The organism is Kribbella sp. VKM Ac-2568 (genome assembly GCF_004345365.1).
Taxonomy (GTDB): domain Bacteria; phylum Actinomycetota; class Actinomycetes; order Propionibacteriales; family Kribbellaceae; genus Kribbella; species Kribbella orskensis.
This window is the reverse complement of sequence record NZ_SLVF01000006.1, coordinates 231,764-246,383: the sequence shown is the minus strand read 5'-3', so window position 1 is coordinate 246,383 and position 14,620 is coordinate 231,764. Positions and strand designations below refer to the sequence as shown.

Here is a 14,620-nt window from a genome sequence, read left to right as displayed (position 1 = left end):
CGCGGACCAGCGGCACTAGACTGCGCCAATGGCCGGTCGGACCCGGAAGGCGCGCGTCGCGGACGTGCACGAGGTGGCGCTGGGGATGCCCCACGTCACGGTCGAGCAGGGCGGTTCCGGAAACCCCGTCTACCAGGTCGGCGGCAAGTCCTTCGTCTTCTTCCGTACGCCGCGCCCGGACGCCTTCGACCCCGACACCGGTGAGCGGTACGACGACGTCATCGTGATCTGGGTGCCCTCCGCGGACGACAAGCTAGCCCTCGTGTCGGACCAGTCGAACCCGTTCTTCACCACCCCACACTTCAACGGCCACCCGTCCGTCCTGGTCCGAGCCAGCCATCTCGGCGAACTAACCCGCCAGGAGCTGACCGAAGTGATCCAAGACGCCTGGCTCTCCCGAGCCTCCAAACGCCGAGCCACCACCTGGCTGGAAGAACACCGCCTCAGCTGACCGGCGCGCACTTGCCCACGCGTTTCGACGTAAGGCGGATGAACCTCGCGCTGCGACACTGTCAGCTGTGAGCTACCCACCGCCCGGGCCGGACGCTTCCCGGCCGCAGGATCGCCCTAACCCCGGCTGGGAGCCGCAGCCCTATCAACAGCAGCCGTATCATCCGGGCGGCACCGGCACAGGCGGTCCGAACTGGGGCGCCCCCGGCTACGGCGGCCCGCCGAGGAAGAACCGTGCAGGCCTGATCATCATCCTGACGCTGGTCTTCCTGATCGCGATCCTCGGTATCGGCGGTGTGCTCGCCTTCGGGCTGGTGTCCGGCGACAACGAGGCCTCCTCACCGGATCCAGCGCCGGCGACGTCGGTCGCGCCTCCGGCCGGTACTCCGACGCCGGTGCAGTCCGTGTCTCCGCCGCTGCCGACCAAGACGGTAAAGCTGCCGACGAGCAAGCCGCCGGTGAAGGCCGCGGGTGACCCGGCCGAGCTCGCCAGGCGGTTCGTTGCCCAGCTCAACGCGAACAACCCCGCTGCCGCGACCGCCCTCGCTTGTGCGAACACGAAGGCGCTGCTCCCGACCCTGATCGAGCAGTGGATCGCGCCGCCGACCAAACTCACCGCCGGCGATTCGATCGGTCAGCAGACGACGTTCATCGTTCCCGTCTCGGGCACTACCAAGGGCTCGGCCGTCAGCGGCCTGGTCCTGGTCCAGAAGCTCGGCAACGAACCACTCTGCGTCCGGGTCTTCCAGCTCGCCCCGCGCTGATCCGGTCGATGCCGAGGGCAAGGAACAGCCTGGTCACCCGTTGGCGAGGCGGCCCAGCATGCTGATCAGTGAACGTCGTTCGGCAGCGGTCAGTTCGCCGAGCAGGTCGTCTTCCATCGCGCGGATGTCGGCCTGCACCGCGGTGTGCCGCGCCTGACCCGCGGCGGTCAACCGGACCTGGCGATTCCGGCGGTCCGCCGGGTCGGGCTCGCGGACGATCAAGCCGTCTCGCTCGAGCACGTCGAGCAGCGCGATCAACCGGGACTTGTCGTACCCGATCGCGGTGGCGAGGGTCAGCTGGTTGATCCCAGGTTGCCGAGCCAGTTGTGACAGCACGCTGTAGCCCCACATCGAGAGTCCGTGACCGTCCAGCAGCGGGCCCTCGGCAGCGATGAGCCGCCGGGTGATCCGCCCGAACAGCGATCCCAGCTCTTCACGTTCCATGCCTCGGATGATAGGACTTGAGAAATGGTATGCAGACGCATATCATCGGCAGATGCCTACTAATTCATTGTTGACTGCCCGAACCCGGTCCATCTCGATCGCCGCATCGCCACAAGCCGTCTTCGAACTGGTGACCGATCCCGCCGCCCTGCCGCGCTGGGCTCCAGGGGTCGCCCGTGCCGTTCGCGTGGAGGGTGACGACTGGATCCTCGAGAACGACCAGGGTGAAACCCGCCTCACCGTGCGCACCTCGCGTGACCACGGCACCGTCGACCTGCTGACCGCCGAGAACCAGGGTGTGTTCACCCGCGTGCTGCCGAACGGCGCGGGCAGTGAGTACCAGTTCACGCTGATGTTCCCCGGGGAAGTGGCAGACGACGCGGTCGCGGAGCAGATGGCCATCGTCGAGGGTGAGTTGGAAGCTGTCCGCGCGCTCTGCGAGGAGGAACAGCCCTGATACCTCAGGGAGCGAGAGCCCTGGCGGTGTCCAATAGATCTGTACCAGTTGGAAGCGCGGCGATGATCGGGGTGTCGAGGCCGTTCTCCACGTAGCGATTGATCTGCGCGCGGCAGTCCGCGGCGGTGCCGTGGACGATGAGGTCGTCGATGACGGAGACCGGTACCGCCGCCATCGCCGCGTTGCGATCGCCGGCTGCCCAGGCGTCGCGCATCTCCTTCATCGCCTCGCCGCGCCCGAGCCAGTCGTGGAAGGCCGCGTAGCCCGGGACGGTCAGGTAGGTGGCGATCAGGAAGCGGCCGATGTTGCGGGCCATCTCCGCGTCCTCGGTGACGCAGACGAAGATCCGCGCCGCGAGTTCCTTGTCGGCACCGAGTTCGGCGCGGACCTGCCGCACGTCGTCGGCGGACAGCCAGTTGGTGATCGCGCCGTCCGCCTCCCGCGCCGCCAGTCGCAGCATCTGGGGCCGGAGCGCCGCGAGCATGATCGCGGGTGGGATCTCCGGCGCCTTCTCCAGCCGGAACCGGTTGATCGTGAAGCTGTCGAACTCCCCGTCCACCTTCTCCCCGGCGAACGCCTGCCGCAGGAAGCGCAGTACGTCGCGGGTGCGGGCGAGCGGCGGGTCGTAGGCGATGCCGTTCCAGCCGGTCACGATCGTCTCCGAGGAAGCCCCGATGCCGAGGACGAACCGCCCTGGCGCCAGCTCGGCCAATGCCGCCGCACTCATCGCCAGCGCAGCCGGCCCGCGAGTGTGTACCGGTACTACGGCCGTCCCCAGGCGCAACCGCTCGTCCCATTCGGACGCCAGCACCAACGGCGTGAAGGCATCTGCGCCGGCTACCTCGGCCGACCACACATCGGTGTAGCCCAGCGAAGCCAGCTCGGACACCAGCGGACGGTGGTGCCGCAGCGGTACCCCGGTCAGTGGAACGGTCAGACCCCAGCGCATCAGATCATCCTCTTCAGCAACGGCAACGGCGCGTACTTCAGGAACCTTGCCATCGGCACCCACGGCCACGGCGGTACGTAGGCCTTCGCCTTCTCCGCCTCGATCGCCTTCACGATCGCACGAACGCCCTTGACGGTGTCCACCATGAACGGCGTACTGGTCACCTTCTCGTTCAGCTCCGACCGGATGTAGCCAGGGTAGATCGCGCTTACGGTGATCGGCTTGCCCAGCAGCTCCAGTTGCAGACCCTCCGCCAACGTCGCCACGGCGGCCTTGGTGGCGGCGTACGTGGTCACCGTCTTCGGCAGACCCCGCAGCGCGGCGACCGACGAGATGATCACCAGGTGCCCGGCGTCCTTGGCTCGGAACAGCTCCATCGCCGCCTCGGCCTGCGCCAGCGCGGCGACGAAGTTCGTCATCGCAGTCTCGCGGTTCGCGTCGAACCGGCCGGTGCCGAGCGGCGCGCCCTTGCCGATGCCGGCGTTCACGATGATCCGGTCGAGTCCGCCGTCCAGCTCGGCCTCCGCGGCCCGGAACACCTCGAACACCTGATCGTGGTCGGTCACGTCCAGCCGGTGCAGGATCACGCTGATCCCGGAATGCCTGGCGGTCAGCTCTTCCTGCAGTGTCTTCAGCCGGTCCTCCCGGCGCGCGGTCAGCACCAGGTTGTGGCCGAGAGCCCCGAACTGGCGGGCCATCTCCGCACCGAGTCCCGAGCTCGCCCCGGTGATCAGGATGTTGCGTCGCATCGGACCGCCTTATCGGTAGGAGAGCATGTCGGTGCCGTCGAGGTGCGCGTGCTCGTTGAAGCTGATCAGCGTCAGCCCGCTGCGCCCCGAGACGACCTTGGTGATCGCGGTGTTGACGGTGACCGGGTTCAGCCGCAGCCACAGGCCGTCGGTGCCGGTGAGCAACCGGCTCACCGCCGCCGCGATCGGCCCACCCGAGGTGAACACGACCGCGGTCTCCCCCTTGCCCAGTCGATCCGCAGTACGTCGTACCGCGTCCTCCGAGCGGCGGCAGAACGTCTGGAAGGACTCGGCGTAACCGTCGCCGTCGCTGCGGGTCCAGCGCTCGGTCGCGGCGCCGAACATGTCCTGGAACGCACGCGCCGGCTGACCGGTCCGGGCCAGATCAGCGAGCAGTACTGCGCGGCGTTTGTAGGCCGGCTTGTGCGCGACGATCACCTGGTCGTGGTCGAACTCGTTGAACCCCTCGTCGACGACCACCGGGTTGGTGAGGCCCGCGGTCTGCAGGGCGAGCTCAGCGGTCCGCGTGTGCCGGCGCATCGCCCCGGAGACGACGAGATCGGGCTTCACGCCGCGCGCCGCGAGTGCCTCGCCCAGCCGGACGGACTGCTGCTCGCCCTGCGGCGAGAGCCGGTCGTAGTCGCTGCGCCCGAACGACGCCTGCGCGTGCCGGATCAGGTAGATGGTCGGCACTCAGCGGCCCATGATCCGGCGGCAGCGCCGCTCCAGCAGGTTGACCGGCAGCCACAGGTTCTTGAACCGAGGGTTCCGGGTCTGCTTGTGGTGGTAGCGGTAGTAGATCTGCTGGGCGATCACCGCGAGCCGAAACAGGCCGAACACCTCGTAGAACGCCCAGTTCGCCGGCTCGAGGCCGGACTTCTCGCAGTAGTAGCGGACGATCTCGTCCCGGCTGACCATCCCCGGTACGTCGGACGGCTGCAGGCGGAACCGCCGGAACGCCCAGTCGTCGTCCGCCTGGACCCAGTACGCGAGCGCGCTGCCCAGATCCATCAGGGGATCCCCGAGCGTCGCCAACTCCCAGTCGAGCACACCGACCACCCGCAGCGCGTCGTCCGGTGCGAGCACCACGTTGTCGAGCCGGAAGTCGTTGTGGATCACGCAGATCCGTACGTCGGCCGGGCGGTTCGCCTCGAGCCAGGCCATCACCCGCTCGTAGCTCGGCACGTTCCACGTCTTGGCCTTGCGGTACCGCGCGGACCAGCCGGCCACCTGGCGCTCGACGTACCCCTCGCCGCGCCCGAGATCTGCCAGCCCGGCGGCGGCCGGATCCACCTGGTGCAGATCCACCAACGTGTCGATCAGGGTGTGGCAGAGCTGCCGGATCTGCTCCGGGGTCAGGTCCACGCCGAGCTCCGAGCGCCGCGGGATGGTGCCGGCGATCCGCTCCATCACGTAGAACTCGGACCCGAGCACCGCCTCGTCGTTGCAGTGAGCAACCATCTTCGGTACGTACGGGAACACCGGCGCGAGCCCCTGCTGGATCCGGAACTCCCGCCCCATGTCGTGCGCGCCCTTCGCCTTCGTCCCCACCGGCGGCCGGCGCAGGATCAGGTCATGCCCCGGGTAGCGCAGCAGGTAGGTCAGGTTGGACGCACCGCCAGAAAACTGCCGAACCTCCGGCAATCCCTCGGGCAGCGTTGTCTGCACCCGCAGCCAGGTGTCGACCGCCGCGACGTCGAAGGAGTCCTCGTCCCGGACCTCCCGGGCACCTGGCACCGCGCTGTGCTCTACCGCCATCACCGCTCTCCGGTTGACGGCACCTGGGTCTCCGCACGCTCCCTGGCCCGGGCGGCGATCTTGCGCATCTGGCGGTCGTACAGCGGGCGGGCGAAGCGTTTGGTGCGCCAGGCGAGCAACGCCGGCCGGTCGGGGATGATCAGGAACTGCTTCTTCTTGATCCCGGCGACCACGCCCGCGGCGATGTCGTGCGCGGTACGGGGAGACTTTTCGATCAGCCGGCGAGCGGTCGCGCCCATCTCGGTGTCGTCGCCCTGGATCGAGTCCGCCAGGTTGGTCCGGAAGAACGACGGGCACACGACGGACACGGTCACGCCGTACGGGTGGAGTTCGTGCGAGAGCGTCTCGGACAGCGCGACGACGCCCGCCTTGACCGTGTTGTACGAGCTCATCATCGGCGGGTGCACCAGACCAGCCGCGGAGGCGGTGTTGACGATGTGCCCGGAGCGCTGCTTCTTGAACAGCGGCGTGAACGCCCGGCAGCCGCGGACCACACCCATCAGGTTGATGTCGACGACCCGGTCCCACTCGTCCAGCGACTCGACGTCGATCCGGCCACCGGTGGCGATGCCGGCGTTGTTCACCAGGATGTCGAGCCCACCCCAGTTCTCCTCACACCACGCCACCGCCGCTTGCCAGTCATTCGCGTCCCGCACGTTCAACTGCCGGTACTGCGCTCCGCCGGCCGCGGGTGACTCCGCTGCCAGGTCGGTGCTGAGCACCTGGTGGCCATCAGCAACGAAGCGGGCGACCAGGGCGGCGCCGAGTCCGCTGGCTCCGCCGGTGACGAGAACCCTGCTCACTTCGACTCCTTCGGGTGATCCCCCGGCTGATCTTTCGGCTGGTATTTCGCCAGCTCGATCCTGGCGACCACTCCACGATGCACCTCGTCGGGCCCGTCGGCCAGCCGGAGCGCCCGGGCACTCGTCCAGGCCGCGGCCAGCGGGTAGTCGTCGGACAGCCCGCCACCGCCGTGCAACTGGATCGCCATGTCGATCACGTCCTGCGCCATCCGCGGTACCGCCACCTTGATCTGGCTGACCTCGCTCAGCGCGCCCCTGAGGCCCTGGGTGTCCAGCAGGTGCGCGGTCTGCAGCACCAGCAGGCGGGCCTGGTTGATCGCGATCCGGGCATCGGCGATCCGCTCGCGGTTGCCGCCGAGGTTGACCAGTGGCTTGCCGAACGCGTTCCTGCTGGTGCCGCGCTGGAGAGCGAGCTCGAGTGACTTCTCCGCGAGGCCGATCAGCCGCATGCAGTGGTGCACCCGGCCCGGCCCGAGCCGGCCCTGCGCGATCTCGAAGGCGCGACCCGGCCCGACCAGGATGTTGGCGACAGGCACCCGGACGTCGGTGAAGGACACCTCGCCGTGGCCGTGCGGTTCGTCGTACCTGCTCATCGCGGGGAGGAGGCGCTCGACCTTCACGCCGCGGGTGTCACGCGGTACGAGGACCATCGTGTGGCGGGCGTACCGGTGGGCGTCGGGGTCGGTGAGGCCCATGAAGATCAGCAGTTCACAGTCGGGGTGACCGACCCCGGTGCTCCACCACTTGCGACCGTTGATGACCACCTCGTCGCCCTCCACGATCGCGGTGGCGGCCATGTTGGTGGCGTCGGACGACGCGACGTCGGGCTCGGTCATGCAGAACGCCGAGCGGATCGCGCCGTCGAGGAGCGGCTCGAGCCACTGCTTCTTCTGCTCGGCCGAGCCGTAGCGGAGCAGGACCTCCATGTTGCCGGTGTCGGGGGCGTTGCAATTGAACACGTACGGCGCGAGGAACGATCGGCCGGTGAGCTCGGCGATCGGGGCGTAGTCGAGGTTGCTCAGGCCCTCGCCGTAGCTCTCGTTGCCGGGCTCGGCCGGCGGGAGGAAGAGATTCCAGAGGCCCTGCTTGCGAGCCTTCGCCTGCAGCTCCTTGAAGGCGGGCTGCGGCTGCCAGGGGTCGGCCGCGGCGCGAGTGGCCGCGTGCAGTTCGGGCTCGACAGGTTCGATCTCGGTCCGGATGAACGCCTCGACCTTGCCGATCAACTCCTGCGCCCTGGCGGACGGCTCGAAACCCATCAGCTGCTCCTCACCTCGACTCCTGTTGACGGTAGCGCAGTTACTGAGCAATGCTCAATAGCGTGAAAGCCGGAGACGCACCGCCAGCTGCCGGGGAGGCAGCCGACGGCAGGCGGAGACGACTGAGCGCGGACGATCGTCGCAAGCAACTGGTCGGCATCGGGCTGCAGATGCTCCGCACCCAGCCGATCCACGACCTGTCGATCGACGCCGTCGCGGCCGAGGCGGGCATCTCCCGCGGCCTGCTCTTCCACTACTTCCCGACCAAGCGCGACTTCTACATCGCCGTGATGAGCGCCGCCGGCCGCAGATTGCTACGCGTCACCGCACCGGATCCGGCCCTGCCCCCCGACGAGCAGTTGCGGCAGATGCTGCTCTCCTTCGTCGCCTTCGTCAGCAGGCGCCGCGACTCGTACATCTCCTTCGTCCGCGGCGCCGCCGGCGGGGACGTGTACGTCGTCGAGGTCTACGCCGAGACCCGGGCCGCTCTCACCACCCGCGTCCTCGACCTGCTCGGCGACTCCGCGGCCGCGGCCCGACCCGCCTCACCGGTGCGGCTGACTGTCCACGCCTGGCTCGCCTATGTCGAGGACCTCGCCATCGAATGGTCCGGCCTCCCCGAGTCTTCCCGCTCGTCAACCCCCGACGAGCTCGTCACCCACTTCGTCGACGCCCTCCACCGGCTCCGCACCCTCTGAACCACTGGCAGCAGGTTGTTAGTCCGCTGTAAGGCGCTACAGGTCGAACAACCGGCTATCGGCACCCTCAGCGGGGCGGGGCGGGGCGGTCGAGTCGCGGATGACCAGTTCGGTGGCTAGTTCTATGTGCAGGGCTTCGAGTTCGTGGCGGTCCAGGAGGCGGATGAGGAGGCTGACGGCCATCCGGCCCATCTCCTGGAGGGGTTGGCGGACGGTGGTGAGGGTCGGGAAGGTGGCGCGGCTGAGGTCGATGTCGTCGAAGCCGGCGACGGACAGGTCCGTGGGGACGCTGAGCCCTCGCTCGGCCGCCGCTTGCAGCGCACCGACGGCGGCCTTGTCGTTGAAGGCGACCAGCGCGGTCGGACGCTGGGGAAGGTCGAGCAACTGCCCCGCGGCGCGGCGACCCTGCTCGGTGGTCGGCTCGACCGGCCGGACCAGGTCAGGGTCGGGGAGGATGCCGACGTCGGCCAGCGCGGCAGCGTGACCACTCAGGCGCGCGTCGCTGGCCAGCCACTCCCGCGGCCCGCCGATCACACCGATGCGGGTGTGGCCGAGGCCGACCAGATGTGAGGTCACCTGGCGCGCCCCGGCGAAGTGCGCGGCCGAGACGGATGCGATGTCGCGCGGCAACGCAGTACGGGGGTCGACCACGACGAAGGGGAAGCGCCGGGAGCGGAGGCGGACCAGGTCGTCGGCCGATTCCGGCGGGAGGATCAGGATCGCCCCGGCCAGGCCGTTGTCGGTAAGGAGTCTGGGCAGGACCTGCGCTCCGGCTGCGCCTTGCCCGGCGTTGAGGACGAGTTGGCGGCCGTGGCGGTCGAGAGTCTCGGCGATCGAGGAGACGATCAGGCCGAAGTAGTCGGTGAGGACGTAGGGGCAGCGGACGAACACCGCGCCACCGACGGGCTTCGGCGAACCGCCTCGAGGACTGGGCGCGCGAACGCCAAGGCGCTCGACCGCCTGTTCCACCAGCTCGCGGGTCCGCGGAGCGACGCTGCCGCTCTGGTTGAGCACCCGGGAAACGGTCGCGATCGAGACGCCAGTCTCCGCCGCGATATCCCGCACCGTCGCCCGAACACCTCCCCCGCCCACGCGGCCGACCAGTTCCTGGCTAGGCATTTGTTACATCGCTTTGTTTCACGCTCGCCACTGTAAACCACGCCAGCTCGCGAGTCAGGAAGCCTTGACACCGTCCGACAGCCGTCGTTTGCTGAAGGCCGTGCGTTGCGTGTTTGTTTCATTTGTTTCAACGGGGTTGACCTGAGGAGTGCGATGAGGAGACATGCGATCGGGGCGGCCCTGGCCGGGTCAGCCCTGCTGGTGAGCGGCATGCTGAGCGGTGCCGGCGCCCAGGCGGCGGAGCTGTCCGGTCAGACGCAGCAGGACAGCCAGGCCGACAAGGCGACAGCGACCGCCCGCGTCTGGGTGACCACCCCGGACCGGGCCGAACTGCTGCACGAGCGAGCGCCGGTCGCCTTCCGGAAGGGCCAGAGCGCGGAGACGACGATCACGGTCGACCCGGACACGAAGTACCAGACGATGGACGGCTTCGGTGCCTCCATCACGGACTCGTCGGCGGACATTCTCTACCGGCTGACTCCCGCGGACCGCGACAAGACGATGCGCTCGCTGTTCGACGGCGACAAGGGCATCGGCGTGAGCTTCCTGCGCCAGGTGGTCGGCTCGTCGGACTTCACCGCCGCGCCGCAGCACTACACGTACGACGATGTGCCCGCCGGCCAAACCGACTTCCCGCTGCGGCACTTCAGCATCGCGCACGACCAGACGCAGATCCTGCCGCTGCTGCGCCGGGCGAAGCAGCTCAACCCGTCCCTCAAGGTGATGGCGACCCCGTGGAGTCCGCCCGCCTGGATGAAGACCGGCGACTCGCTGGTCGGTGGGCGCCTCAAGGACGACCCGGCCGTCTACAACGCCTACGCGCGCTACCTGGTGAAGTTCGTGAAGGCGTACGAGGCGGCCGGCGTACCGGTGGACTTCCTCTCGGTGCAGAACGAGCCGCAGAACCGCAAGCCGAGCGCCTACCCCGGCACGGACATGCCGGTACGCCAGCAGGCCGCGGTGATCGAGGCGCTCGGGCCGATGCTCCGTGCGGCCAGTCCGCGGACGAAGATCCTCGGCTACGACCACAACTGGACGACGCACCCCGGCGACATCGAGTCCACCCCGCCCGGCGAGGACCCGGAGACGGACTACCCGTACCAGTTGCTCGACAGCCCGGCCGGCAAGTGGCTCGCCGGTACGGCGTACCACTGCTACTCGGGTGACCCCAGCGCGCAGACCGCCCTGCACCAGACCTTCCCGGACAAGGGCATCTGGTTCACCGAGTGCTCCGGCTCCCACGGGCCGAGCGACACCCCCGAACAGATCTTCCGCGGCACGCTCACCTGGCACGCCCGCACCCTGATGCTCGGTACGACGCGCAACTGGGCCAAGTCCGTCGTGAACTGGAACATCGCGCTCGACTCCACGGGTGGCCCGCACAACGGCGGCTGCGACACGTGCACCGGCCTGGTGACGCTGCAACCCGACGGAACCGTGACCACCGACGCGGAGTACTACACGATCGGTCACCTGTCGAAGTTCGTCCACTCCGGCGCTGTGCGGATCGCGAGTACGTCGTACGGGACGACCGGGTGGAACGGGCAACTGATGAGCTCCGCGTTCCGCAACCCGGACGGCTCCACCGCGCTCCTCGTGCACAACGAGAACGACGACCCCCGGACCTTCGCGGTGGCAGTCGGCGACCAGAGCTTCGAGTACACGCTGCCCGGCGGTTCGGTGGCGACGTTCGCCTGGCCGCGGTCGCAAACGCTGGATCCTGAGCTGTCCCCGCTGTCCCTGGCAGGCGCGACGGCGAGCGCAGTACCGGCTGCTGACGCGGCGTTCGCCTTCGACGCGGACGGGTCGACCGTGTGGCAGTCCAAGGCTGCGCAGGCTGCCGGGCAGTACGTGCAGGTCGACCTCGGTACGGCGAAGCAGTTCCGCCGCATCGCGATCGACAGCGGCGGCAACCTCGGCGACTACGCCCGCGGCTGGCAGGTGTCGACCAGCTTCGACGGCACCCAGTGGCATCCGCTGGCGAGCGGCGCGAGCACCGGCCAGCTCACCAACGTGGATGTCCGCCCGACGCGAGCCCGCTTCATCCGCATCACCTCGACCGGCACCAGCGACCACTGGTGGAGCCTGGCCGACGTCCGCCTCTACAAGTAGCCCCTCGCCTGAAGCCCTCCCACGCAGTCCGCGTGGGAGGGCTTCAGTTTGATCAGCCCCGGGAAGTCAGGCGGAGGTAGTAGCCGTCGGGGTCGTGCAAGCGGAAGTCGCGCAGCCCCCACGGCTGCTCCCGCAGCCCTCCCTCGAGCGGCCAGCCAGTCTCGTGCACCCGGGCGAACTCCGCGTCGATGTCGTCCACCTCGAGCACGATCTCGGTGCCCGCGGGCACCGACCGGACCGCCGGGTCGACCACCTGCCAGGCGGTACCGATCCCGATCCGCGCTGTCCCCCGCCCCATCCACAGGTAGTGGACAACTCCGTCGGTCCGTTGGCGCGAGAGCTCCTCGAATCCCAGCACTCGCCGGTAGAACTCCCCCGATGCCTCGGGGTCGGTCGCGAACACTTCCACGCGCAGGCTCAGCTCCATACCGACAGGCTCGGACCTCAAGCTCCCTCGAAGTCAAGGACGCGTTCGATCCAGGATGCGACCTGCGCGGCAACTTGGTTGCTTCCGGCAATCACTTGGAGACCGATCGGCAGACCTGTGGTTGGCAGCGGGAGGCTGAGGGCGGGGAAGCCGGTGAGGTTGGCGAGGCGAGTGTTGCGCATCAGCCTCGCTCTGACGGCAACCGCGCCGTCGGCGTCTGCCACTGCGTCGATCGGTGGTGCCACCACCGGGACAGTCGGAAGGATGAGGGCGTCCACTTCGCTGAAGCGGTTGGCGACGGTCCTGGTGAGTTCTGCGGCTTCCGCACGGGCCTGCACATAACGCCAAGCCGGTACTTCGGCCGCCTTCCGCAGGCGCTGCTGTACGTCGGGTTGGTAGGCGTCGGTGGATCGACCGGCGTGGTTGGCCACCGCCTCCGGCCCTTGGAGGTCCACCGCTGTCCGGTTGGTCGCCGTCCAGTCGGGCAGTTCCACCTCCTGCATAACCGCCCCGGCGGCCCGGAGCCGGGTGATCGCTGCCGACCACGCCTTGCCTACTTCTTCAGAGTGGTCCTGATGCTCGGGATTCGAGACCAGCCCGAGCCGCGGCGCCTCGATGGCCGCACCCGATTCCGTGCTGGACAGCGAGTTCACGGCGTAGACCGCATCAACAACCGAGGTGGTGAGTACTCCGACGTGGTCCAGGCTCTGCGCCAGCGGGAACACTCCGTCGATCGGCAGAGTCCCCCGGGCGGGCTTGTAGCCGACCACACCGCACAGGGCCGCGGGGATCCTCACCGAGCCCGCTGTATCCGTGCCGATCGCCAGTGGAACCACCCCGGCCGCAACTGCCGCTCCCGCGCCGGCGCTGGAGCCACCGGTCATCCGCGAGTGGTCGTGCGGGTTGCGGCAGGGCCCGACGCGGTTCGAGGTACCGGTGCAGCCGTAGGCGAACTCGTGGCTGTAGCTGAGCCCGATGATGATCGCGCCGACGGCTCGCAACCTGGTGACGATCTCGGCGTCCTTCGTGGCGACCTCGTTCATCGACGCCGACCCGCACCGGAACGGCAGTCCCTCGACCTCGACGATCTCCTTCACCAGCACGGGCACTCCGGCCAGCGCTCCCCGCCTGACCTGCCTGGCGGCCTCCCGGGCTCCATCGGCATCGAGGTGCACGACGGCGTTCAGCCCGGCCGTCTCCTCCGCCCGCCGAAGCGCCTGCTCGACCAGGTCGACCGGATCCAGTTCACCCGCTCGGACCGCCGCGGCGGTCCTCTCCAGAGACATCACCGCCCCATCAGACCACCTCGCCCGCGGAACTGCCCCGCGCAGTACGGACCTGGTAGGTCGTGCTGACGGCCGCGTTCGCGTGCAGTTGTCCAACGCCCGGTGAGGAGTCGGCGTACCGGTGCTCCAGACCTGCGGCGGGGCGGTGACACAGCGTGGACCTCACTGCCTCCGATCCGAGCGGAGAGGAAAGCGAAACAGTGGTGTCACGGCTCGTTGCTACCGTCCGGAGCCATGATCGACGGGGTGGAAGTCAAGCCGGCCGCGCGGACCGACGCGGAGGTGCTCGCACTGACGACAGCCCAGCAGGCCGAGTTGGCCGCGCTGTACGGCGAGGACCAGCCGATCGTCGACCTGCATCCGGACATCGAGTTCATCGTCCTGCGGGTGGACGGCGCCGCGGTCGGCTGCGTCGGCCTGCAACCGATCAGCCCCGGACTCGGCGAGATCAAGCGCATGTACGTCGAACCGTCGTCGCGCGGCTGGGGTCTGTCCCGCCTGCTGCTGGCGGAGGTGGAGTCGCTGGCCCTGGTCCAGGGCCTGACCACGTTGCGACTGGAGACCGGGACACGGCAGCACGAGGCGATCGGCCTCTACACGCGCCACGGCTACCTCCCGACGCCGCCGTACCCGCCGTTCGAGAACGAGACCGTGTCGCGCTGCTTCGCCAAACAGTTGGGTTAGTCAGGCAGTTGGTTGGGACGGCAGGTCGAGGACCAGGTCGGAGCCGTCCGGGTGGAAGCCGACCTTGCTCAGATAGGACGCGGACTCCTGCATCCGGCGCGGCGCCATCACCTGCCGGAACCCGTGATCGGTGAACACGTCGCTGCGCCGGAAGACGAACTCCCCCGGCGTGAAGTCGCGGTACTGCGGCAGCACGTAGTCGAGGTCGATCTGGGCCCGGCCGTCGCCCGCGTCGTGCGCGAGCACCACCCCGACGGTCCGCTCGCCCCGTTGCACCAGGAACGCGTACGAACTGTTCTCCCGCGTGAATCCGGGGTTGAACCGGCTGATGTCTTTCTGGTGCGACGCGAGCACGTGCCCCAGGTAGGCGTCGTCGCTGTTGACCTCGAACACGGTGTACTCCGCTTCGTCGTGCCGGTGCCGGAGCAGCCGCCACAGGTGCACGAGGTTGATGACGGCCAGCACCGCGTTCATACCGACCATCGGCCAGACCTGGATGGCGAGGTTGAAGAAGACCAGGACCACGCAGCCGACCAGGTTCAGCACCCGCAGCCGCAGGATCCGGGCCTGCAGCAGCGACGCCACGACCAGCGCCGATCCACCCCACCCGATGATGCTCAAGACGTCCACGTGGCGAGACTAGACCAGAGGACTGGGTGGACTG

Annotated in this window: 18 protein-coding genes; 6 read left to right on the top strand and 12 right to left on the bottom strand. The window is 68.7% G+C overall.

What is annotated here, in order from left to right; all coding sequences use genetic code 11:
* Positions 1-28 precede the first annotated feature (28 nt).
* Both EV648_RS19105 and EV648_RS19100 read left to right on the top strand, forming a co-directional pair.
* Positions 29-451 (top strand): MmcQ/YjbR family DNA-binding protein, encoded by a 423-nt coding sequence (locus tag EV648_RS19105; RefSeq protein WP_132293220.1) that lies wholly within the window; start codon positions 29-31, stop codon positions 449-451.
* Positions 452-518: 67 nt separating this feature from the next.
* Positions 519-1,214: a hypothetical protein gene (locus EV648_RS19100; RefSeq protein WP_132293217.1), complete on the top strand. Its 696-nt coding sequence runs from the start codon at positions 519-521 to the stop codon at positions 1,212-1,214.
* 33 nt (positions 1,215-1,247) lie between these two features.
* On the opposite strand, the gene EV648_RS19095 is transcribed toward EV648_RS19100, so the two are convergent.
* Positions 1,248-1,658, bottom strand: a complete 411-nt coding sequence (locus tag EV648_RS19095) for a MarR family winged helix-turn-helix transcriptional regulator (protein WP_132293214.1) — start codon at positions 1,656-1,658, stop codon at positions 1,248-1,250.
* Between the two features lie 52 nt (positions 1,659-1,710).
* Between EV648_RS19095 and EV648_RS19090 the strand changes: the two genes are divergently transcribed.
* Positions 1,711-2,115 (top strand): SRPBCC family protein, encoded by a 405-nt coding sequence (locus tag EV648_RS19090; RefSeq protein WP_132293211.1) that lies wholly within the window; start codon positions 1,711-1,713, stop codon positions 2,113-2,115.
* Between the two features lie 4 nt (positions 2,116-2,119).
* Here the strand turns inward: EV648_RS19090 and EV648_RS19085 are convergent, their stop codons facing one another.
* Genes EV648_RS19085 through EV648_RS19060 form a run of 6 tightly spaced genes read right to left on the bottom strand, consistent with a single transcriptional unit; the run spans position 2,120 to position 7,630 of the window.
* Positions 2,120-3,064: an LLM class F420-dependent oxidoreductase gene (locus EV648_RS19085; RefSeq protein WP_132293208.1), complete on the bottom strand. Its 945-nt coding sequence runs from the start codon at positions 3,062-3,064 to the stop codon at positions 2,120-2,122.
* A complete protein-coding gene (locus EV648_RS19080; RefSeq protein WP_132293205.1) occupies positions 3,064-3,813 on the bottom strand; it encodes an SDR family oxidoreductase in 750 nt (249 codons plus the stop codon). Before EV648_RS19080 ends, EV648_RS19085 begins: the two co-directional genes overlap by 1 nt.
* A 9-nt stretch (positions 3,814-3,822) precedes the next feature.
* The gene (locus EV648_RS19075) at positions 3,823-4,506 is read right to left on the bottom strand and encodes a histidine phosphatase family protein (RefSeq protein ID WP_132293202.1); all 684 of its coding nucleotides are present in this window, start codon (positions 4,504-4,506) and stop codon (positions 3,823-3,825) included.
* A complete protein-coding gene (locus EV648_RS19070) occupies positions 4,507-5,571 on the bottom strand; it encodes a phosphotransferase family protein (protein WP_132293199.1) in 1,065 nt (354 codons plus the stop codon).
* Entirely contained in the window at positions 5,571-6,374 is an 804-nt protein-coding gene (locus EV648_RS19065) for an SDR family NAD(P)-dependent oxidoreductase (RefSeq protein ID WP_132293196.1), read from the bottom strand. The genes EV648_RS19070 and EV648_RS19065 overlap by 1 nt, the downstream gene beginning before the upstream one ends.
* A complete protein-coding gene (locus EV648_RS19060) occupies positions 6,371-7,630 on the bottom strand; it encodes an acyl-CoA dehydrogenase family protein (protein ID WP_132293193.1) in 1,260 nt (419 codons plus the stop codon). Before EV648_RS19060 ends, EV648_RS19065 begins: the two co-directional genes overlap by 4 nt.
* 62 nt (positions 7,631-7,692) lie before the next feature.
* Between EV648_RS19060 and EV648_RS19055 the strand changes: the two genes are divergently transcribed.
* Positions 7,693-8,328 (top strand): TetR/AcrR family transcriptional regulator, encoded by a 636-nt coding sequence (locus EV648_RS19055; protein ID WP_241995364.1) that lies wholly within the window; start codon positions 7,693-7,695, stop codon positions 8,326-8,328.
* A 36-nt stretch (positions 8,329-8,364) separates the two neighbouring features.
* On the opposite strand, the gene EV648_RS19050 is transcribed toward EV648_RS19055, so the two are convergent.
* Complete coding sequence (locus tag EV648_RS19050; protein ID WP_132293076.1) at positions 8,365-9,447, bottom strand: LacI family DNA-binding transcriptional regulator; 1,083 nt, start codon at positions 9,445-9,447, stop codon at positions 8,365-8,367.
* Between the two features lie 153 nt (positions 9,448-9,600).
* Between EV648_RS19050 and EV648_RS19045 the strand changes: the two genes are divergently transcribed.
* Entirely contained in the window at positions 9,601-11,559 is a 1,959-nt protein-coding gene (locus EV648_RS19045; RefSeq protein ID WP_132293073.1) for a glycoside hydrolase family 30 beta sandwich domain-containing protein, read from the top strand.
* 52 nt (positions 11,560-11,611) lie between these two features.
* Here EV648_RS19045 and EV648_RS19040 read toward each other — a convergent pair whose 3' ends face one another.
* The 3 genes from EV648_RS19040 to EV648_RS42655 are packed head-to-tail and all read right to left on the bottom strand — an operon-like array spanning position 11,612 to position 13,438.
* Positions 11,612-11,986: a glyoxalase/bleomycin resistance/extradiol dioxygenase family protein gene (locus EV648_RS19040; protein ID WP_132293070.1), complete on the bottom strand. Its 375-nt coding sequence runs from the start codon at positions 11,984-11,986 to the stop codon at positions 11,612-11,614.
* 17 nt (positions 11,987-12,003) lie between these two features.
* Positions 12,004-13,272 carry an amidase gene (locus EV648_RS19035; protein ID WP_132293067.1) on the bottom strand — a complete coding sequence of 423 codons (1,269 nt, stop codon included), beginning with the start codon at positions 13,270-13,272 and terminating at the stop codon, positions 12,004-12,006.
* A gap of 10 nt (positions 13,273-13,282) precedes the next feature.
* Entirely contained in the window at positions 13,283-13,438 is a 156-nt protein-coding gene (locus tag EV648_RS42655; RefSeq protein ID WP_158294022.1) for a hypothetical protein, read from the bottom strand.
* A gap of 68 nt (positions 13,439-13,506) precedes the next feature.
* Here EV648_RS42655 and EV648_RS19030 point away from each other — a divergent pair, with 68 nt between their 5' ends.
* A complete protein-coding gene (locus EV648_RS19030; protein ID WP_132293064.1) occupies positions 13,507-13,956 on the top strand; it encodes a GNAT family N-acetyltransferase in 450 nt (149 codons plus the stop codon).
* On the opposite strand, the gene EV648_RS19025 is transcribed toward EV648_RS19030, so the two are convergent.
* A complete protein-coding gene (locus EV648_RS19025; RefSeq protein ID WP_132293061.1) occupies positions 13,957-14,586 on the bottom strand; it encodes a hypothetical protein in 630 nt (209 codons plus the stop codon).
* Positions 14,587-14,620: the final 34 nt, after the last annotated feature.

What these genes read in the sequence shown, in the direction of transcription:
- EV648_RS19085 (WP_132293208.1), bottom strand. Translation starts at nt 3,064, where the DNA reads ATGCGCTGGGGTCTGACCGTTCCACTGACCGGGGTACCGCTGCGGCAC.
- EV648_RS19070 (WP_132293199.1), bottom strand. Translation starts at nt 5,571, where the DNA reads ATGGCGGTAGAGCACAGCGCGGTGCCAGGTGCCCGGGAGGTCCGGGAC.
- EV648_RS19050 (WP_132293076.1), bottom strand. Translation starts at nt 9,447, where the DNA reads ATGCCTAGCCAGGAACTGGTCGGCCGCGTGGGCGGGGGAGGTGTTCGG.
- EV648_RS19035 (WP_132293067.1), bottom strand. Translation starts at nt 13,272, where the DNA reads ATGTCTCTGGAGAGGACCGCCGCGGCGGTCCGAGCGGGTGAACTGGAT.
- EV648_RS19095 (WP_132293214.1), bottom strand. Translation starts at nt 1,658, where the DNA reads ATGGAACGTGAAGAGCTGGGATCGCTGTTCGGGCGGATCACCCGGCGG.
- EV648_RS19060 (WP_132293193.1), bottom strand. Translation starts at nt 7,630, where the DNA reads ATGGGTTTCGAGCCGTCCGCCAGGGCGCAGGAGTTGATCGGCAAGGTC.
- EV648_RS19040 (WP_132293070.1), bottom strand. Translation starts at nt 11,986, where the DNA reads ATGGAGCTGAGCCTGCGCGTGGAAGTGTTCGCGACCGACCCCGAGGCA.
- EV648_RS19090 (WP_132293211.1), top strand. Translation starts at nt 1,711, where the DNA reads ATGCCTACTAATTCATTGTTGACTGCCCGAACCCGGTCCATCTCGATC.
- EV648_RS19045 (WP_132293073.1), top strand. Translation starts at nt 9,601, where the DNA reads ATGAGGAGACATGCGATCGGGGCGGCCCTGGCCGGGTCAGCCCTGCTG.
- EV648_RS19105 (WP_132293220.1), top strand. Translation starts at nt 29, where the DNA reads ATGGCCGGTCGGACCCGGAAGGCGCGCGTCGCGGACGTGCACGAGGTG.
- EV648_RS19030 (WP_132293064.1), top strand. Translation starts at nt 13,507, where the DNA reads ATGATCGACGGGGTGGAAGTCAAGCCGGCCGCGCGGACCGACGCGGAG.
- EV648_RS19080 (WP_132293205.1), bottom strand. Translation starts at nt 3,813, where the DNA reads ATGCGACGCAACATCCTGATCACCGGGGCGAGCTCGGGACTCGGTGCG.